This window comes from Streptomyces sp. NPDC033216, from assembly GCF_055577115.1.
On the sequence record NZ_JBVIQK010000011.1, the window covers coordinates 70,498 to 89,660 of the forward strand.

At 71.6% G+C, this 19,163-nt stretch carries 16 protein-coding genes; 9 read left to right on the forward strand and 7 right to left on the reverse strand.

Going from position 1 to position 19,163, the window contains the following annotated elements:
- Nucleotides 1-136: 136 nt before the first annotated feature.
- From ACZ5Y0_RS21110 to fdhD, 5 genes are read left to right on the forward strand one after another with little or no spacing between them, the layout of a single operon-like run.
- Entirely contained in the window at nucleotides 137-1,108 is a 972-nt protein-coding gene (locus ACZ5Y0_RS21110; RefSeq protein WP_469130215.1) for a 2-dehydropantoate 2-reductase, read from the forward strand.
- Nucleotides 1,105-3,030 carry a molybdopterin oxidoreductase family protein gene (locus ACZ5Y0_RS21115; RefSeq protein WP_469130216.1) on the forward strand — a complete coding sequence of 642 codons (1,926 nt, stop codon included), beginning with the start codon at nucleotides 1,105-1,107 and terminating at the stop codon, nucleotides 3,028-3,030. The genes ACZ5Y0_RS21110 and ACZ5Y0_RS21115 overlap by 4 nt, the downstream gene beginning before the upstream one ends.
- Nucleotides 3,031-3,034: 4 nt before the next feature.
- Entirely contained in the window at nucleotides 3,035-4,858 is a 1,824-nt protein-coding gene (locus ACZ5Y0_RS21120) for an NADH-ubiquinone oxidoreductase-F iron-sulfur binding region domain-containing protein (RefSeq protein ID WP_469130217.1), read from the forward strand.
- Entirely contained in the window at nucleotides 4,855-5,715 is an 861-nt protein-coding gene (locus ACZ5Y0_RS21125; protein WP_469130218.1) for a 2Fe-2S iron-sulfur cluster-binding protein, read from the forward strand. The genes ACZ5Y0_RS21120 and ACZ5Y0_RS21125 overlap by 4 nt, the downstream gene beginning before the upstream one ends.
- Nucleotides 5,716-5,719: 4 nt before the next feature.
- Nucleotides 5,720-6,568, forward strand: a complete 849-nt coding sequence (fdhD, locus tag ACZ5Y0_RS21130) for a formate dehydrogenase accessory sulfurtransferase FdhD (protein ID WP_469130219.1) — start codon at nucleotides 5,720-5,722, stop codon at nucleotides 6,566-6,568.
- A 108-nt stretch (nucleotides 6,569-6,676) separates the two neighbouring features.
- On the opposite strand, the gene ACZ5Y0_RS21135 is transcribed toward fdhD, so the two are convergent.
- Nucleotides 6,677-7,744 (reverse strand): bile acid:sodium symporter family protein, encoded by a 1,068-nt coding sequence (locus ACZ5Y0_RS21135; RefSeq protein WP_469130361.1) that lies wholly within the window; start codon nucleotides 7,742-7,744, stop codon nucleotides 6,677-6,679.
- Nucleotides 7,745-7,921: 177 nt separating this feature from the next.
- On the opposite strand from ACZ5Y0_RS21135, the gene ACZ5Y0_RS21140 reads away from it, so the two are divergent.
- Nucleotides 7,922-8,866: a LysR substrate-binding domain-containing protein gene (locus tag ACZ5Y0_RS21140; RefSeq protein ID WP_469130362.1), complete on the forward strand. Its 945-nt coding sequence runs from the start codon at nucleotides 7,922-7,924 to the stop codon at nucleotides 8,864-8,866.
- 59 nt (nucleotides 8,867-8,925) lie between these two features.
- Here ACZ5Y0_RS21140 and ACZ5Y0_RS21145 read toward each other — a convergent pair whose 3' ends face one another.
- The gene (locus tag ACZ5Y0_RS21145; RefSeq protein WP_469130363.1) at nucleotides 8,926-9,912 is read right to left on the reverse strand and encodes an Lrp/AsnC family transcriptional regulator; all 987 of its coding nucleotides are present in this window, start codon (nucleotides 9,910-9,912) and stop codon (nucleotides 8,926-8,928) included.
- 128 nt (nucleotides 9,913-10,040) lie between these two features.
- On the opposite strand from ACZ5Y0_RS21145, the gene ACZ5Y0_RS21150 reads away from it, so the two are divergent.
- The 3 genes from ACZ5Y0_RS21150 to ACZ5Y0_RS21160 all read left to right on the forward strand — a co-directional run bounded on the left by ACZ5Y0_RS21150 (nucleotide 10,041) and on the right by ACZ5Y0_RS21160 (nucleotide 14,538).
- Entirely contained in the window at nucleotides 10,041-11,540 is a 1,500-nt protein-coding gene (locus ACZ5Y0_RS21150; protein ID WP_469130220.1) for an MFS transporter, read from the forward strand.
- Between the two features lie 236 nt (nucleotides 11,541-11,776).
- Nucleotides 11,777-13,603, forward strand: coding sequence for an AMP-dependent synthetase/ligase (locus ACZ5Y0_RS21155; protein ID WP_469130221.1), 1,827 nt, complete (start codon nucleotides 11,777-11,779; stop codon nucleotides 13,601-13,603).
- Nucleotides 13,604-13,701: 98 nt separating this feature from the next.
- Nucleotides 13,702-14,538, forward strand: a complete 837-nt coding sequence (locus ACZ5Y0_RS21160; RefSeq protein WP_469130222.1) for an aldo/keto reductase — start codon at nucleotides 13,702-13,704, stop codon at nucleotides 14,536-14,538.
- Between the two features lie 64 nt (nucleotides 14,539-14,602).
- Here the strand turns inward: ACZ5Y0_RS21160 and ACZ5Y0_RS21165 are convergent, their stop codons facing one another.
- From ACZ5Y0_RS21165 to ACZ5Y0_RS21185, 5 genes are all read right to left on the reverse strand, one after another.
- Nucleotides 14,603-15,340 carry an SDR family oxidoreductase gene (locus ACZ5Y0_RS21165; protein ID WP_469130223.1) on the reverse strand — a complete coding sequence of 246 codons (738 nt, stop codon included), beginning with the start codon at nucleotides 15,338-15,340 and terminating at the stop codon, nucleotides 14,603-14,605.
- 76 nt (nucleotides 15,341-15,416) lie between these two features.
- A complete protein-coding gene (locus ACZ5Y0_RS21170; RefSeq protein ID WP_469130224.1) occupies nucleotides 15,417-16,403 on the reverse strand; it encodes a class I SAM-dependent methyltransferase in 987 nt (328 codons plus the stop codon).
- A 194-nt stretch (nucleotides 16,404-16,597) separates the two neighbouring features.
- Nucleotides 16,598-18,319: a glycoside hydrolase family 6 protein gene (locus ACZ5Y0_RS21175; protein ID WP_469130225.1), complete on the reverse strand. Its 1,722-nt coding sequence runs from the start codon at nucleotides 18,317-18,319 to the stop codon at nucleotides 16,598-16,600.
- 81 nt (nucleotides 18,320-18,400) lie between these two features.
- Nucleotides 18,401-18,661, reverse strand: coding sequence for a hypothetical protein (locus ACZ5Y0_RS21180; RefSeq protein WP_469130226.1), 261 nt, complete (start codon nucleotides 18,659-18,661; stop codon nucleotides 18,401-18,403).
- Nucleotides 18,658-19,032 carry a hypothetical protein gene (locus ACZ5Y0_RS21185; RefSeq protein ID WP_469130227.1) on the reverse strand — a complete coding sequence of 125 codons (375 nt, stop codon included), beginning with the start codon at nucleotides 19,030-19,032 and terminating at the stop codon, nucleotides 18,658-18,660. Before ACZ5Y0_RS21185 ends, ACZ5Y0_RS21180 begins: the two co-directional genes overlap by 4 nt.
- Nucleotides 19,033-19,163: the final 131 nt, after the last annotated feature.

Consider the following 19,163-nt stretch of genomic DNA (forward strand, 5'->3'; position numbering starts at 1 on the left):
GGCGAACGGCAGGAGCGTGCGCGAAGCCTTGCTGGACCCGCCTCCATACTGTAGACAATATTTCGTCGACGGGATTCGGTCGCCAGCATCCTCCACACCACCTCCGCGGTATCCCTCAACCGAACGGAGTGCTCCTGTGAAAGTCGCAGTTCTCGGCGCCGGTGCGATCGGCGCCTATGTCGGTGCCGCGCTCCACCGCGCCGGCGCCGATGTGCATCTCGTCGCCCGTGGACCGCACCTGGCGGCCATGAGGCAGGACGGGGTGCGGGTGCTCAGTCCGCGAGGTGACTTCACCGCCCGCGCCCACGCCACCGACGACCCGGCCGAGATCGGCCCGGTCGACTTCGTCTTCCTCGGCCTGAAGGCCCACTCGTACGCGGCGTGCGGGCCGCTGATCGAGCCTCTGCTGCACGACACCACGGCGGTCGTCGCCGCCCAGAACGGCATCCCCTGGTGGTACTTCCACCGGCACGGCGGCCCGCACGACGGCCACCGCCTGGAGAGCGTGGACCCCGGCGGCACGGTCAGTGCGGTGCTCGCGCCCGAACGGGCCGTCGGCTGCGTGGTGTACGCGGCCACGGAACTCGAGGGGCCGGGAGTCGTACGGCACTTGGAAGGCACTCGCTTCTCGATCGGCGAGCCGGACCGCAGCGTGTCCGCGCGCTGCACGGCCTTCGGCGACGCCATGCGGGCGGGCGGCCTGAAGTGCCCGGTCGAACCCGACCTGCGCAACGACATCTGGCTCAAGCTGCTCGGCAACATCTCCTTCAACCCGATCAGCGCGCTGGCCCGCGCCACCATGCGGCAGATGTGTCTGCACGGCGGCACCCGTCAGGTCATCGAGACGATGATGCGCGAGACGCTCGCCGTCGCCGAGGCCCTCGGCTGCGAGGTGGGCGTGTCCATCGAGCGCCGCCTCGCGGGCGCCGAGCGCGTCGGTGACCACCGCACCTCCACGCTCCAGGACCTGGAGCGCGGCAAGCCGCTGGAACTCGACGTCCTCCTCGCGGCGGTCGTCGAACTGGCGGAGATCACCGGCGTCGAGGTGCCCACCCTGCGCACCGTGCACGCCATCTCGGACCTGCTCGCACTGAGGAGCGCCGCATGAGCAAACGCGACCGGACCCCGAAGACCTACACACGGCTCACCCGTCCGCTCGTCCGGGACTCCCGCGACGAGCCGTTCCGGGAGGCGAGCTGGGACGAGGCGCTGGACCGTGCGGCTCAGGGACTGGCGGCCGCGCGCGGCGCGTTCGGCATGTTCTCCTGCGCCCGCGCGACCAACGAGATGAACTACGTGGCGCAGAAGTTCGCCCGGGTCGTCATGGGCACCAACAACGTCGACTCGTGCAACCGCACCTGTCACGCGCCGAGCGTGGCCGGCCTGTCGGCGGCGTTCGGCTCCGGCGGCGGGACGTCGTCGTACGAGGAGATCGAGCACACGGACGTCATCGTGATGTGGGGCTCCAACGCCCGGTTCGCGCATCCGATCTTCTTCCAGCACGTGCTGAAGGGGATCCGCAACGGCGGTCGACTGTACACGGTCGACCCGCGACGGACGTCCACCGCCGAGTGGGCGGAGAGCTGGCTCGGCCTCAACGTCGGGACGGACATCCCCATGGCCCACGCCGTCGGGCGCGAGATCATCCACGCCGGGCTCGCCAACCACGCCTTCATCGAGCGGGCGACCAGCGGTTTCGAGGAGTACCGGGCGCTGGTCGAGCCGTGGACGCTGTCGCTGGCCGAGAAGGTGACCGGCGTACCGGCCGCCGCGGTCCGGGAGCTGGCCCACGCCTACGCCCGCGCCGAGCGCGCGCAGCTGTGCTGGACCCTCGGCATCACCGAGCACCACAACGGCACCGACAACGTGCGGGCCCTGATCAACCTCTCCCTGCTCACCGGCCACGTCGGCCGGTACGGCTCCGGTCTCCAGCCCCTGCGCGGACAGAACAACGTGCAGGGCGGCGGCGACATGGGCGCCATCCCCAACCGGCTGCCCGGCTTCCAGGACATCCTCGACCCGGACGCCAGGCTGAAGTTCGAGTCGGCGTGGGACACCGTCATCCCGCCGCACTACGGAATGAACCTGACGGAGATGTTCGAGGCGATGGAGGACGGTGAGCTGAAGGCCGTCTACTGCATCGGCGAGAACCCGGCGCAGTCGGAGGCCGACGGCGAGCAGGCCGTACGGCGGCTGAAGGCGCTGGACTTCCTCGTCGTGCAGGACATCTTCCTCACGAAGACGGCCGAACTGGCACATGTCGTGCTGCCGGCGACGGCCGGCTGGGCGGAGACCGAGGGCACGACCACCAACAGCGAACGCCGGGTCCAGCGGGTGCGGCGCGCCGTGACGCCGCCCGGCCAGGCCCGCGAGGACATCGACATCCTCTGCGACCTGGCGTCCCGGCTCGGCCACGACTGGAAGTACGCCGACGCCGAGTCGGTGTGGAACGAGCTGCGCTCGGTGTCGCCGGACCACTACGGGATGACGTACGAGCGGCTCGAGAAGCACCAGGGCATCCAGTGGCCGTGCCCGAGTGGCGAACGGCTCGAATCCACCTACCTGCACGGCCGTTTGTGGGAGAGGGATCCGCAACTACGGGGCAGGCGGGCACCGTTCGGGATCGTCCGGCACGATCCGCCGGTCGACCTCACCGACGAGGCGTACCCGATCCGGCTGACCACCGGCAGGCGCCTCGACTCCTACAACACCGGTGTGCAGAGCGGTGGTTACGCCTCCCCCTTGCGGCGCGGCGAGTACGTCGAGCTGTGTCCGGAGGACGCCGAGCACCTCGGGGTGGTGGTCGGTGAGGAGGTGCGGGTGTCGTCCCGGCGCGGTTCGGTGACGGCGCCGGTGTGGATCGACACCGCGCTGCGGCCCGGCCTGGCGTTCATGACGATGCACTTTCCCGACGAGGTGGACACCAACCGGCTGACCATCGAGGCGAACTGCCCGATCGCGGGGACGGCGGAGTTCAAGGCGTCGGCGATCCGGATCGAGAAGCTCCCGGCCCCGACCCGTGTGAGGTGACGGCGTGGACCTGCACTTCGGCGACAGCAAGCCGACCGACGAGGAACGGGCGGCCGTCGACGCCCTGTTGGGCCCTCCGCAGTCGTCCTGGGAGGGCGCCGACCGCAGCGACGCCGACCTCCGGTGGGCGCGCGGCGGACGCCAGGCCCGGGACCGGCGCGATCTGCTGCTGCCGGGGCTGCACGCCGTCAACGACCGCGTCGGCTGGATCAGCGAGGGCGCCCTCGCCTACCTGTGCCGCCGGCTGACCGTGCCGCCGGCGGAGGCCTACGGGGTCGCCACTTTCTACGCGATGTTCTCCGTCCGGCCCCGCCCCGCGACCGTCCTGCGCGTCTGCACGGACCTGGCGTGCACGGCCGCCGGAGCGCAGGGCCTGTGCGGCGGGATCGAGGCGGCCCTGGGCCCCGGCAGCGGTGTCCACGTCGAGCGCGGCCCGTGCCTCGGCCTGTGCGAACGTGCCCCGGCCGCCCTCGCCGTCAGGGCGGGCGACCCGGTGCGTACGGCGGTCGCGGCGCCGGCGACCGTGGACGGGGCCGTGCTCGCCGCGAGCGCACCGGACTCGGCGGCCGAGGAGCCGCCCGCGGTGTCGGCGGTCCCGCAGGGAGGAGAGGACGGGCTGGTGCTCCTGCGCCGGGTGGGCGTGGTGGACCCCTCCTCGCTCGACGACTACCGGGCCCACGGCGGCTACGCGGCCCTGCGTCACGCCTTCGGCCTCGGTCCGGCCGGTGTCATCCGGGAGGTCACCGACTCCGGGCTGGTGGGGCGCGGTGGCGCCGCCTTCCCCACCGGCCGCAAGTGGCAGGCGACGGCGTCGCAGCCCGATCGTCCGCACTATCTGGTCTGCAACGCCGACGAGTCCGAACCGGGCACGTTCAAGGACCGGGTGCTGATGGAGGGCGACCCGTACGCGCTCGTCGAGGCGATGACGGTCGCGGCGTACGCGGTCGGCGCGCACCGCGGCTATCTGTATCTGCGCGGCGAGTATCCACGGGCGACGTCCCGGATGCACCACGCCGTCGACCAGGCGCGGGCCCGTGGACTGCTCGGTGACGACATCCTCGGCCAGGGCTATTCCTTCGACATCGAGATCCGGCGCGGCGCGGGCGCCTATATCTGCGGCGAGGAGACCGCCCTGTTCAACTCGATCGAGGGCTACCGGGGCGAGCCGCGCTCGAAGCCTCCGTTTCCGGTGGAGAAGGGGTTGTTCGGCAGGCCGACGGCCGAGAACAACGTGGAGACGCTGGTCAACGTCCTGCCGATCCTGACCATGGGCGCCCCGGCGTACGCGGCGATCGGTACCGCGAGGTCGACGGGTCCCAAGCTGTTCTGCGTGTCGGGCGCGGTGGAGCGGCCCGGTGTCTACGAGCTGCCGTTCGGCGTGACGCTGGGCGGGCTGCTGGAGCGGGCGGGCGTCCGGAACCGGTTGCGCGCGGTGCTGCTCGGCGGGGCGGCCGGCGGCTTCGTACGCCCCGACGAGCTGGACATCCCGCTCACCTTCGAGGGCACCCGCGAAGCCGGCACGACCCTCGGTTCCGGGGTCGTGATGGCCTTCGACGACACCGTCCCGCTGCCCCGACTCCTGCTGCGGATAGCGGAGTTCTTCCGCGACGAGTCCTGCGGTCAGTGTGTGCCGTGCCGGGTCGGCACGGTCCGTCAGGAGGAGGCGCTGCACCGGATCGCGGAGCGCACGGGGCCGGCGGCCGCCGGTGACGTCGCCCTGCTCAAAGAGGTGGGCCGCGCGATGCGGGACGCCTCGATCTGCGGTCTCGGGCAGACCGCCTGGAACGCCGTGGAGTCGGCGATCGACCGTCTGGGGGCGTACGAATGACCGTGACACCGCTGGGGATCCCCCGCCGCCTGCTGGAGTTCACCGTCGACGGGGAACCGGTGCGCGTGCCGGAGGGCTCGACGATCCTGGACGCCTGCCGGGCGGCGGGGAAGGACGTGCCGACCCTGTGCCAGGGCGACACCCTCACCCCGAAGAACGCCTGCCGCGTCTGCGTGGTGGAGGTCGAGGGCTCGCGCACGCTCGTCCCGGCCTGCTCCCGCACGGCCGAGCCCGGCATGGAGGTCCGTACCGACACCGAACGCGCCCGGCACAGTCGCAGGATCGTCCTCGAACTCCTCGCGTCCTCGGTCGATCTGTCCACCACACCGTCGGCCGCGGAGTGGATCAAGGAGTACGAGGCGAAGCCGGACCGCTTCGGCCCCGGCGCGGCCCGCGTGAACGAGGAGCCCAGGATCGACAATGATCTCTACGTCCGCGACTACGGCAAGTGCGTCCTCTGCTACAAGTGCGTCGACGCCTGCGGCGACCAGTGGCAGAACACCTTCGCCATCTCCGTCGTGGGCCGTGGCTTCGACGCCCGGATCGCCGTGGAGCACGACGCGCCGCTGACCGACTCGGCGTGCGTGTACTGCGGCAACTGCATCGAGGTGTGCCCGACGGGCGCGCTGTCCTTCAAGTCGGAGTTCGACCGGCGGGCGGCGGGAACCTGGGACGAGTCGGCCCAGACCAGGACGACGACCGTGTGCGCGTACTGCGGAGTGGGCTGCAACCTGACGCTGCACGTGCAGGACAATGAGATCGTGAAGGTCACCTCTCCGCACGACAACCCGGTGACCCACGGCAACCTCTGCATCAAGGGCCGCTTCGGCTACCAGCACGTACAGAACCGGGGCTGACGACATGGGACGAGTCACCGAACGACGCAAGGTGCTCCGCATCCGCGACGGGGCGGTCTCCCGTCGCCCGGACACGCTGGTCGCGGAGGAGCCACTGGAGATCCGGCTCAACGGCAGCCCCCTCGCCATCACCATGCGCACGCCCGGTGACGACTTCGCCCTGGCCGCGGGCTTCCTGGTCAGCGAAGGTGTGCTGGCGGAGGGATCCGATCTGGAGAACATCGTCTACTGCGCCGGGGCGACCGTGGACGGATCGAACACCTACAACGTCGTCGACGTGCGGACCGCGCCGGGCGTCACCATCCCCGACATCACCCTCGAACGGAACGTCTACACGACCTCCTCCTGCGGCCTGTGCGGCAAGGCGAGCCTGGACGCGGTCCGTACGACGACCCGGTGGCCCATCGCCGACACTCCCCCGCTGCGCGTCGAACCGGAACTCCTCGCCGTGCTCCCCGACCGGTTGCGCGCCTCCCAGCGCGTCTTCGACCGCACCGGTGGCCTGCACGCGGCGGCCCTCTTCTCCGAGGACGGCGAGCTGCTGGACGTCCGCGAGGACGTCGGCCGGCACAACGCGGTCGACAAGCTGGTCGGCCGTGCCCTCCAGAACGGCGGCCTGCCGCTGTCCCGCGCGATCCTGCTCGTGTCCGGCCGGGCCTCGTTCGAGCTGGCGCAGAAGGCCGTGATGGCGGGCATCCCGGTGCTCGCGGCGGTGTCGGCGCCCTCCTCCCTCGCGGTGGACCTGGCGGCGGAGACGGGACTGACACTGGTGGGCTTCCTGCGGGGCGCTTCCATGAACGTGTACGCGGGTGAGGACCGCATCGCCCTGCGGACCGCGGCCGCGCGGGGTTAGGCGGCCGCCCGCGGCACGGCGGCGGGGCCCCGACCGGCGGGGAGCGCCCCCTGCGCCGCAGGGGCCCCGCCTCGACCACGCGCCGCCTCCGGGTGACGGCGGCCCGCCTCAGCGTGGCTTTGCTCCCCTGTCGGCCATGGACCGTGACGTCGAGGCCCTCGCCACGGCCCCGGCCGTCCGCGTCCCGGCCTGCGCCTCCTTCCCCGTGGCCGCGTCCGCCTGCGCCTCGGCCTGCGCCTCCGGGTCGTGCGACCGGCGCTTGGCGATGACCGCGCACACCATGAGCTGCATCTGGTGGAACAGCATCAGCGGCAGTACGGCGAGGGAGGCGTGCGCGCCGAACAGGACGCTCGCCATCGGCAATCCGGAGGCCAGGGACTTCTTGGACCCGGCGAACTGGATGGCGATCCGGTCCGCTCGGTCGAACCGCAGCGCCTTGGATCCGTACCAGGTCACCGCGAGCATCACGGCGAGCAGTACCGCCTCGACGGCCAGCAGACCGGCGAGCCGGGCCGGGCTGACCTGGTGCCAGATGCCCTGGACCATTCCCTCGCTGAACGCGGTGTAGACGACCAGGAGGATCGAGCCGCGGTCGACGTAGCCGAGCGCCTTCTTGTGCCGGGCGACGAATCCGCCGATCCAGCGCCGCAGCGCCTGCCCCGCCACGAACGGCACGAGCAGTTGCAGCACGATCTCGACGAGGGAGTCCGCGGAGAAGCCTCCACTGCTGCCGAGCAGGGCGGCCGCGAGCAGCGGCGTGACGACGATGCCGACCAGCGAGGAGAAGGAGCCGGCGCAGATCGCGGCGGGCACGTTGCCGCGGGCGATCGAGGTGAAGGCGATCGAGGACTGGATGGTCGACGGGACCAGGGTCAGGAACAGCAGTCCCTGGTGGAGCGGGTCGGTGAGGATCACCGGGACGAGGCCGCGGGTCGCCATGCCGAGCAGCGGGAAGACCACGAAGGTGCAGGCGAGAACGGTGACGTGCAGACGCCAGTGCTTGAGCCCGTCCACCGCCTCCCGGGTGGAGAGGCGGGCGCCGTACAGGAAGAAGAGGAAGGCGATGGCGGCCGTGGAGGCTCCGGAGGCCGCGTCCGCGGCGTCGCCGCGGGCCGGCAGGAGTGCCGCGAGGCCGACCGTCCCGAGAAGCAGCAGGACGTACGGGTCGATCGGCATCCAGCTCGGCCGGCGCAGGCGTTTCACGGTGCTCCTCTGCTCGTTCTCGCTCGTTCGATCAAGTGCCCCGAGGGCCGGGGAGCCCCCGTCCATCGTCCTCCTCGGCTCCGTGATCGGGAATCCCGTATACCGCTCTCACTGTGATCGCGTGGCGCGATGACCGGTACGGTGGCCGGTGTGTACGAACCGTCCCAGCTGCGCACCTTCCTGGCGGTCGCCCAGACCCTGAGTTTCACCCAGGCCGCCCGGCGGCTCGGGCTGCGCCAGTCGACCGTCAGCCAGCACGTACGCCGTCTGGAGGGCGCCGCCGGGCGCACACTGTTCAGCCGGGACACGCACTCGGTGGAGCTGACCGAGGACGGCGAGGCGATGCTGGGCTTCGCGCGCCGGATCCTGGAGGTGCACGAGCAGGCGACGGCGTTCTTCACCGGTACCCGGTTGCGCGGGCGGCTGCGCTTCGGCGCCTCCGAGGACTTCGTGCTGACGCGGTTGCCGGAGATCCTGGAGGGATTCCGCCACGACCACCCGGAGGTCGATCTGGAGCTGACCGTGGAGCTGTCCGGCACGCTGCACGAGCAGCTGGCGGCCGGGAAGCTGGATCTGGTGCTGGCCAAGCGGCGCCCCGAGGATCCGCGCGGCGAGCTGGTCCGGCACGACGAGCTGGTGTGGATCGGAGCGGACGGGCTGCGGCTGCACGCCGACCGACCGGTGCCGCTGATCGTCTTCCCGCCGCCGGGGATCACCCGTGCCCTCGCCCTGGAGGCGCTGGAGCGGCAGGGGCGGGCGTGGCGGATCGTGTGCACGAGCGGCAGCCTGAACGGGCTCATCGCGGCGGCCCGCGCGGGCCTGGGCGTGATGGCGCACTCGCGCGGCCTGATCCCGCCGGGCCTGGTACGTGTTCCGGATCGGGCGGGCCTGCCCGAGCTGGGCCGGGTGGAGTTCGTCCTGGCCCACGGGCGGCGGCGTACGTCGGCGCAGGGCGCGGCGGACGCGCTGGCGGCGGCCGTCCTGGCGGGCGGCGACCGGCTGCACCGGCGCGCGCCCCGTCCGGCGGGCGCGGACCGCACGGACGGAACCGCCTGGCGCACCGGCCCGGCGGGCCGTTCTGACGGGCCGTTCTGACGGGCCGTTCTGACGGGCCGTTCTGACGGGCCGTTCTGACGGCAGCCTGCCGGGCCGTCCTAACGAGCAGGCCTGACGGGCGGGCGGTGGTACGTGAGCTGCTTGATCCTGCGCAGGAACGGAGTCGCCTCCACGTGCTGGACGCCCTCCAGCCGGCCGAGGGGCCCGCTGAGATAGGCGTACAGGCCCGCCGTGTCGCGGGCGACGGCGGTGACGACGATGTGCGAGGGACCGGCCGTGGCGGCGGCGTGCGCGACCTCGTCGTGGCCGGCGAGTGCCTCGCCCACGGAGTGCAGGGCGGCGGGTGTGGTGGTGACCCAGAGGGCGGCGGCGAGGGGGTAGCCGAGGATCTCGGAGTGGTACTCGACGTCGACGTAGACGGCCCCCGAGGCGAGCAGGGCGGCGAGGCGGCGCTTGACGGCGGACTCGGAGCGGCCGGTGGCCCGCTGGAGTTCGGGGTAGCCGGCGCGGCCGTCGCGTTCCAGGACGGCGATGAGGGCCTCGTCCTCGGGGTCGACGCGGGCGGGTCCGGCGAGCGGTTCGTGGCGGGGCAGCAGGGCCGCGGTCACGTCGTCGTCGAGCACCCCGAACTTGCGCAGCCAGCCGGTGGGGCCGCCGTAGAAGCGGTGCAGGATCTGCTGGGCGCGGATCTCCACGACGCTCGGGGTGCGCGGGAGTCTGCCGAGGATCAGCTCGTCGTGGTCGTCGGGGCGGCGGGGGCGGGTCATGCAGACGATCTCGGTGCCGCCGGAGCCGAGGCCGATCCAGTGGGTGTCGTGGCGTTTGGCGAGGGCGTCGGCGATGACGGTGGCGCTGTCGGGGACACAGCGCAGGCGCAGCATCCACTGGTCCTGGCCGAGGCGTTCGGCGTCGCGCACGACGACGACACGCAGGCCGCCCTCGGCGCACAGCCGTCGGTAGCGGCGGGCGACGGTCTGGTCGGAGACGCCGAGGACCGTGCCGAGCCTGCTGAAGGAGGCCCGGCCGTCGATCTCCAGGGCGCAGAGCAGTTTCAGGTCCAGCTCGTCGAAGGTGTCGGATTCCATCTTCACCGGCTACTCCCCCGTCGGATTCCGTCGATCGGTCGCCGTGTTCCGCCGCGATCGTCCGGTGTCCCCCCATCGTACGGGCCGTCGGTGTTCGTCGGAGGGGAACGGGAGAGGGAGTGGGAGTCATGCGCGCATGGGGGCCGCTGACGGCGGTGTGCCTGGGCACGTTCATGTTGTTGCTGGACGTGACGATCGTGGTGGTGGCGCTGCCGGACATGGCGAGGGCGCTGGACGCGTCGCTGAGCGATCTCCAGTGGGTGGTGGACGGGTACGCGCTGGCACTGGCCGCGCTGCTGCTGGGGGCGGGGGCGGCCGCCGACATCCTGGGGCGGCGCCGGGTGCATGTCGCGGGCGTGGTGGTGTTCGCGGCGGCGTCACTGCTGTGCGGGCTGGCCTCGGGGCCGGCGACACTGGTCGCGGCGCGGGCGGTGCAGGGGGTCGGCGCGGCGGCGATGCTCGCGACGACGCTGCCGCTGCTCGGCTCGGTCTACCAGGGGCGGCAGCGGTCGGCCGCGCTCGGGGTGTGGGGTGCGGTCAGCGGTGGCGCGGCGGCGATCGGGCCGGTGCTGGGCGGGCTGCTCACCGCGGGACCCGGCTGGCGGTGGATCTTCTTCGTGAATCTGCCGGTGAGCGTGGCGGCCGTGTGGCTGACGCTGAAGGTGGTGCCGGAGTCCAGGGGGCCGCGCGGGATGCGCGTGGACTGGGCGGGGACCTTCACGTTCGCCGTCTTCGCGGGCGGCACGACGTACGCCGTGGTGCGGGCCGGGGAGGACGGCTGGGGGGCGACGGCCACGCTGGTGTCGGCGGGACTCGCCGCGTCGGCGTTGCTGTGCTTCGTGCTGGTGGAGCGCCGGGCGGTGCACCCGCTGCTGGACCTGGCGCTGCTGCGGCGGCCCGCGTTCGTCGGCGCGATGGTGGGCGCGTTCGCCTTCAACGCAGCGGCGTTCGGGGTCACGCCGTACCTGTCGATCTGGATGCAGACGCTGCTGGGCATGAGCCCGGTGCGCGGCGGGCTGACGCTGCTGCCGTTGATGGTGGCGGCCATGATCGTCGCGGTGCTGGCGGGCAGGCTGCTGCACGGGGCGCCGGCCCGGCTGACGATCGGCGGCGGACTGCTGCTGATCGGCGCGGGCTGCTGCGCGCAGGCGGTCCTCGACGCGGGGTCGTCCTGGACGGCGCTGGTGCCGGGGTTCGTGCTGGTGGGTACGGGGACCGGCCTGGTGTCGCCGACGGTGGCGGGCGCGGCGCTGGCCGCGGTACCCCCGCAGCGGGCGGGGATGGCGGGCGGCGCGGTGAGCACCGTGCGCCAGCTCGGCTACGCGCTCGGGGTCGCCGTCTTCGGCACCGTCCTGACCTCGCGGACGGCCGGCACGCTGCCGCACGAGGCCGCCCACACACTGGCGGGCGGTGGCGCCGGTGCGCTGCGCGGGTCCTACGGCGAGCACACCCTGCGGGCGGCGTTCGCCTCCGGGCTGGACGCGGCGCTGCTCGCGGCGGGCGCCACCGGGCTGGTGGCCGGGGTTCTCGTCCTGGTGCTGGTCCGGCCGGAGCGCAGGGGGCGTGACGCGGTAACGGAATCGGCCGCTCCGGCGCTGTCCGAAGGGACGGCGCCGACACGCGGCTGACTCTGCGGGCCGGCGGCGGGGCCGCGTAAGCGGGTCGGGCAGATTCGGTGGAGATTACGGCACCGAAACTTACTCTTCCGTCAGTTTTCTGTCCGACCCTTCCGCATGTGAGCCCATTTTCCCGCACTGACCAGCGCAGACGAGAGCACCGTTCGCATTCCGGCCCCCTCCCGCCCCGCGCGGGCGTGGGGTAGCTTTCACGGCGCTGTGCGGCCATGAGAAGCGGGGTGCGGGGTTTGCGCGAGTTCACCAACCCTCCGTTGGCGTCGGCACCGCCGGTGGGCGGTCTGGCCGACGTCGTCTTCGAGCACGCCCAGGACGACCCGCACCACATCGCGCTGGGCCGCAAGGACGAGCGGGGCGACTGGCGGGACGTGACCTGCGCCGAGTTCCGCGACGAGGTCCTCGCCCTCGCCAAGGGCCTCCTCGCCGAAGGCGTCCGCTTCGGCGACCGCGTCGCGATCATGTCCCGCACCCGTTACGAGTGGACCCTGTTCGACTTCGCCCTGTGGACCATCGGCGCCCAGGTCGTCCCCGTCTACTCGACCTCCTCGGCCGAGCAGTGCCTCTGGATGCTGCACGACTCCGAGGTCACCGCGGCGATCGTCGAGCACGAGGACCACGCGATGACGATCGCCACCGTCATCGACCGCCTCCCCCGGCTGCGCCGGCTGTGGCAGCTGGACGCCGGGTGTGTGCGGGAGCTGTACGACGCCGGCGCCCACATCGAGGACGAGGTGGTGCACCGGCACCGGGAGGCGGTCACCCCGGAGTCGACGGCGACGATCATCTACACGTCCGGTACGACCGGCCGTCCCAAGGGCTGTGTCATCTCGCACGGCAACTTCATGTTCGAGGCGGACACCGTCATCGAGCGCTGGGAGCCGGTGTTCCATTCCAAGAAGGGCGACGAGGCGGCGACCCTGCTGTTCCTCCCGCTCGCGCACGTCTTCGGCCGGATGGTGCAGATCGCCGCGATCCGCGGCCGGGTCCGCTTCGGCCACCAGCCCCAGCTGCACGCCGCCGCCCTGCTGCCCGACCTGGCCGCGTTCCGGCCGACCTTCTTCCTCGCCGTGCCGTACATCTTCGAGAAGGTGTTCAACGCGGCACGCCGCAAGGCCGAGCGGGAGGGCAGGGCCGGGCCGTTCGAGAAGGCCGTCGAGGTGGCCGTGAACCACGCGGAGGCCGTCGAGGCGAAGGCCTGGGGCATCGGGCCGGGCCCCTCGGCGGGGTTGCGGATGCAGCACCAGCTGTTCGACAAGCTCGTCTACTCCAAGGTGCGCGCGGCCATGGGCGGACGCGTCCGGCACGCCATGTCCGGCGGCTCGGCGATGGACCGCAGGCTGGGCCTGTTCTTCGCGGGCGCGGGCGTGCAGATCTACGAGGGCTACGGTCTGACCGAGACCACCGCGGCCGCCACCGCCAACCCGCCCGGACGCACCCGGTACGGCACCGTCGGCCAGGCCATCCCCGGCATGACCGTGCACATCGCGGACGACGGCGAGATCTGGCTGCGCGGCGACAACGTCTTCCAGGGCTACCTCAACAACCCCAAGGCCACCGACGAGGCCCTGCGCGACGGCTGGCTCGCCACCGGCGATCTGGGCTCCCTCGACGAGGACGGCTACCTCACCATCACCGGCCGCAAGAAGGAGATCCTCGTCACCTCCAGCGGCAAGAGCGTTTCGCCGGGGCCGCTGGAGGAACGCGTACGGGACCACCCGCTGGTGAACCAGTGCATCGTCGTCGGCAACGACCGGCCGTTCGTCGCCGCCCTGGTCACCCTCGACCAGGAGGCCGTCGAACACTGGCTCCAGATGCGCAGGAAACCGCAGCTGACGCCCGCCGAACTGGTGCGCGACCCGGACCTGGAGGCGGAGGTGCGGCGTGCCGTCGTGGCGGCGAACACGCTGGTCTCGCAGGCGGAGTCGATCCGCACCTTCCGCATCCTCGCCCAGCCGTTCACCGAGGAGCACGGCCTGCTCACCCCGTCCTTGAAACTGAAGCGCAAGGCCATCGAGGCCACCTATGCCGACGAGGTCGACGCGCTGTACCGGTCGTGAGCCCCGAGCTACGAATTTCGGGGTCAGGAATGCATCACGCCCCGTGATCGTTGACGATGGGCGTACCACTTGACGGACAACCGAAGGATCAAGAGCTCGTGAGCAGCAAGGTCCCCCCGATCATCCTGAACAACGGCGTCGAGATGCCCCAGCTGGGCTTCGGCGTCTGGCAGGTGCCGGACGACGAGGCCGAGCAGGCGGTGGCCACCGCCCTGGAGGCCGGGTACCGCAGCATCGACACAGCGGCGATCTACGGCAACGAGGAGGGCACCGGAAAGGCCCTCGCCACCTCGGGCGTGGCCCGCGAGGACCTCTTCGTCACCACCAAGCTCTGGAACAGCGACCAGGGGTACGACGAGACGCTCCGCGCGTTCGACACCTCGCTGGAGAAGCTGGGCCTCGACTACGTCGACCTGTACCTGATCCACTGGCCGTTGCCGGCCCGCGGCACCTACGTCGACACCTACAAGGCGTTCGAGAAGCTCCTCGCGGACGGCCGCGCGCGGGCCATCGGCGTCTCCAACTTCCTCCCGGAGCACCTCGAGCGGCTCATCGCCGAGACCTCGGTCATCCCCGCGGTCAACCAGATCGAGCTGCACCCGCACCTCCAGCAGCACGCCGCGCGGGAGTTCCACGCGGAACGGGGCATCGCCACCGAGGCCTGGTCGCCGCTGGGCCAGGGCAAGGGCCTGCTGGAGGTACCGGCGATCGTCGCCATCGCCCGGAAGCACGACCGCACCCCGGCCCAGGTCGTACTGCGCTGGCACCTCCAGCTCGGCAACGTCGTGATCCCGAAGTCCGTGACACCGTCGCGGATCACGGAGAACATCGAGGTGTTCGACTTCAGCCTGGACACCGAGGACCTTGCCGCGATCAGCGCGCTGAACGAGGACCGGCGCATCGGCCCCGACCCGGCCACGTTCGACGTCGGCTGAGTCCCCGGCCCGGTCGGCGAAGGGCGCCCCTCCTGTCGGGGGGCGCCCTTCGCACGTCCGTCGGTCAGTTGGGCTGTCCGAGGGGCCGTACGACGACGGTGTTGACGTCGACCCCCTCCGGCTGGCGGACCGCCCACACGACGGAGTCGGCGATCTGGTCGGCGGTCAGCAGATGCCCCGGCGGCAGGCTGCCGTAGCTGTCCCAGAACGGGGTCTCCACCCGGCCGGGCGCGATCAGGGTGACGCCGACGCCCCACTCGGTGACCTGTCGGCGGGTGTTCTCGGCGAGGCCGGTGACCGCCCACTTCGTCGCCCCGTAGAAGTTGCCCGGCGTGGGCACGAAGCCGGCGACGCTGCCGATCAGGACGATCCGGCCGCGGGTCCTCCTGAGCGCGTCGATCGAGGCGCGGACGAGGAGGGCGGGGCCCAGCACGTTCGTCAGGACCATGTCCGTCCAGCCGGAGGGGTCGCCTTCGGCGACGGAGTCGTGGGTGGCGGTGCCGGCGTTGGCGACGACTGTGTCCAGTCGACCGTATTCCTTGAGCGTACGGTCGACCGCCGACTGTATGTGGTCGTAGTCGGACGCGCTGCCGACGATCGTCAGCAGGCCCTCCGGTTCGCCGAGTTCCCCGGCGAAGGCGCGCAGCCGCTCCTCGCCGCGGCCCGTGACGGTGACCCGGTACCCGGCGTCCAACAGGCGCCGCGCGACGGCGGCACCGATGCCGCTGCCGCCGCCGGTGATGAGGGCGACCGGCGCGGTCGTCGTGTCGGACGCGCCGGTCGTGCCCGCGGAGCTGCTCATGGTGTGTACCCCCTGTGCGTGGCGTGAACGGCACGGAGTCCACCACTTGGAGCGCTCTCCAAGTCAAGCCCCTCCCTCAGACGGACCTGACCGCCGTGTGCACCGAGTGGGCGGCCAGCACGAACACGTCGGGCCGCCGGTGCACGCCCGCCGGGTCCCGCGGGTCGAGCAGCCGGTCGAGCGTGGCACGGTCACCCGCGTCGAGGGTGTCGCCGAAGACGTCCCGGAGACGGCCGAGGGAGGCGGCGACATAGGCGCGAGCGCGGTCGGAGGCAGGAGCCGGCAGGTCGAGCAGGAAGCTGCGGGTGCGGGCGTGCTCCAGGCCCGCGGCGCTCAGCAGCGCGGCCCAGTCCTCGGTCTCCTCGACGGCTCCGGGCAGGTCGGCCCGCATCCGGGCGAACCACTCCGCCTCCAGCGCGTCCAGCCGTGCCTCCAGACCGGGGCGGCCGAATCCGAGGTCGCGCGGCAGGAACCGGCCGGGCAGGCCCCCCTCCATGATCGCCAGCGTGCCGCCGGGCGCCAGCCGCTCGGCGAACGCGGCGAGGGCCGCGCGCTGGTCGCCCAGGTGGTGCAGACTTCGACCGGCCCAGATCAGGTCGGCCGGGTAGTCCAACTCGTCCAGCACCTCGGGGAGTTCACCGGTCAGGGTGCCGAGGCGGTCGCCGAGTCCGAGCCGGTCGGCCCGTGCCCGCGCCCGCTCCAGGAGCGGTCCGGAGCCGTCGACGGCCATGACCCGCGCCTCCGGGAAGACTTCGGCGAACAGACAGGACACCACGCCCGGTCCGCTGCCGGCGTCGACGATCAGACCCGGCTCGGTCACCTCCTTCCCGAGCCAGGACAGGGCCTTCTCGTACAGAGGCATGAACAGTTCCGCCTGAGCCTCCAGGTGCGGTGCCATCTCGGCCCAGTCGATCTCGGTTCCGTTCCCGTGCCCGTGGCTGTGCCCGGCTCCCGCTGCGCCGTCGCCGTGGTTGCCGCGCCGGGCGTGGCCGTCGCGCTGGTGCCGCTCGTGCTGTTCGTGCTGTTCGTGCTGTTCGTGCTGTTCATGCTGTTCGCGCGCCATGGTGGTCAGCCTCTCGTCCGTGGTGCTGACAGCCTGCGTCGACGCACCGTCCGGAGGCCACCACTGTTGCCGGGACAGCAAAAAATCGGCAACCTGTTTCCAGGCGGACGCGGTCCGGCCGCTCCCGGTGAACGGGAGCGGCCGGGTACTGCACCGGGGAGGGGCGGGGCGTTGGTCCCCGGCGGGCCGAGCGGTTACGGCAGCGGCGGGTAGGCGTTCTTCATCAGCTGCTGGAACTGGGCGGAGAACCAGTGCCCGGAGATCGGCGCGTCGGGCAGGGCGCCCGACAGGTTGTTGCCGTTGCGCGGGTTGCCCGTGTACGTCGGGTCGCACATCCGGTCGAAGCCCTTGCCCTCGTCGTTCGGGATGGCGCTGCTGGAGCCGTCGGACTCACCCGGCGGCTTGATCCAGACGTACGCGTCGATCCCGGCCGCGGGGGCCGCCTGCGGGCGTTCGCCGAGACCGGCACCGGCCTGGTTGCACCAGTTGCCGATGTGGATGCGGCGGTCGTAGCGGCCGCCGTCGACGTAGGTGTCGACGCTGGTGGAGGCGCCCGGTCCGGCGGGCCGCGCGGTGCCGCCCCAGCCGTTGCGGGAGGTGTCGATCAGCATCCCGATGCCGGAGTTGAAGCCGGTCGTCACCAGCTGGTTGCGGAAGGCCTGGGCGAAGGACAGCTCGTCGACGTAGCGGTTCCAGTCGACCCACTTCGACTCGCGGACCGACTTGCCGGCCACCGAGTCGTTGATGGTGAAGTTGTTCTCCTTCAGGGCACTGTAGTTGGCCGTGTTGGTGATGAAGCCGTGGACGTCGTTGACGGTGGCGCCCTCGGTGGTGGCCGCCTCCTTCATGATGCCGGCGCTGGCGGCGAAGTTGTCGTCCCAGCCGATCCAGCCGTGGTGGCCGGCGTCGATGTAGTTGTAGACGTTGGGCACGTCACCGAGCTTGTTCAGGGCGTAGCCGACGCCCTTCTGGTAGTTGCCGTTGGCCTTCATCACGTCGCACTGCGGGGTGGCGGTGGGCCGGCTTCCGGTGTTGGTGACGAGGTTGGGCAGGGAGTCGATCTCGATGGTGGTGACGATGCGCAGCCCGGCGTACTTGGACTCGCCGAGGATCGCCGCGATCGGATCGATGTACTGCGTCTTGTACTTGCCGATCTCCGTCGGGCCCAGCTCGCCGTTGGAGGCCAGGGCGGAGCAGTCGCGTCCGGGCAGGTTGTAGATGACCAGCTGGACGACGAGTTCGCCGGATCCCTTCTGCTTCAACGCCTCGTCGAGGTGGGCGCGCAGGCCCATGCCTCCGTTGGCGCCGTTGATCGCGGCGATACGGTCGAGCCAGACGCCGGTGGGCTGGTTGGAGATGCGGCTGCCGCCCGGTTCGGCGGCGGCCTTCGCCGACCACTCGGGGTTCACGTACACCTTGGCGCCGGCGTAGGGGTTGTCGACCTTGGTGCCGGGTGTGCCGGGGTCGGTCGGGCCGGGGTCGGTCGGGCCGCCGCCGCCGTCGACGTTGCAGGTGACGCCGTCGAGGGTGAAGGCCGTCGGGAGCGCGTTACTGCCGCTGTAGGTGCCCTGGAACCCGAAGCTGGCCGAAGCGCCCGTGCCCAGCGTGCCGTTGTAGCTCTCGTTGGCGGCGGTGACGGTCGTGCCGGACTGGCTGATCTTGGCGTTCCAGCCGCTGGCGACCTTCTGGTTGCCGGCGTACGACCACTTCACGGCCCAACTCGACTTGGCGGCCGAGTTGTTGGTGACGGTGACGCTGGCGGTGAAGCCGGAACCCCAGTCGTTCTGCACCTTGTAGTCCACGGTGCACGGCACGGCGGTGACATCGGCGTCACCGGGCACGACGGCCAGCGCCGTCCCGGAGGCACCGGCGACCAGCGCCAGCGCGGCGAGTATCGCTGTTCTGCTACGGCTCATGAGTGCGGGTTTCCTTCTTTGTCGCGGGTGTGGGGTGATGCGCGTTTCCCTGTCGGTTGCGATGGTCCGGTGGTACGGGTGTCAGCCGTTCAGGGCGCGCGGACGATCGCGCGACCCGACGCCGTACGTGGTAGGTGTCCCGTCGTGGTGCGAGATCAGGGACGGACCGGTGGAGCGGTGCCGGGTGTTCCGGGTCCAGCCCCGGTACGGCCGTCCGCGGTCGTGACACCACTTCATGGTCTGGTCGACGCATCCGTGCGAGCAGGAGTCCTCCCCGTTCTCCCCTGCCACCAGCGGGGCACGGGCGGCGACGGGGGCGAGCGTGGAGTTCCAGCAGCTCACACCGGCACAGGAAGTGAACTTGTCGAGTGCCGGGCGGCGGCGAGATGGTGCGTCGGGTCGGCCGGCTCGTACGTCAGCCGCCGTTCACGGCCGTGACGGCCGTACCCGACTGTGGCCACTCGGTGTTCCGGCCCGGTGTGGCCCTGCCCGTCGGCGAGGTCGAAGGCCGGACGCCAACCGCTCATGACGGCCGCGCGGTTGATGACCTTCACGGCCCTCTGGAAGCCGTATTCCCCCTGTCCGGTGGCGGGGTACTCCACCGTGCGGGAGGACGTGGCTCCCTGCGCCGTCACGACCGGCAGCGTGACGCCCGGGGCGAGGGCGACCGTGCCGACGACGGCTGAGAGCACTGAACGCGGGGGGTGTCGCATGAGCGACTCCTCACAGATCGGGCGCGTCGGTTCGGACGCGTCGACTGATGGAACCGCTCCCACTGGTGTCATCGAAACTAGCGGCAAGTGTCGGCGAAGAACAGGGGAGTCACCGACTTTCCCTCGACATC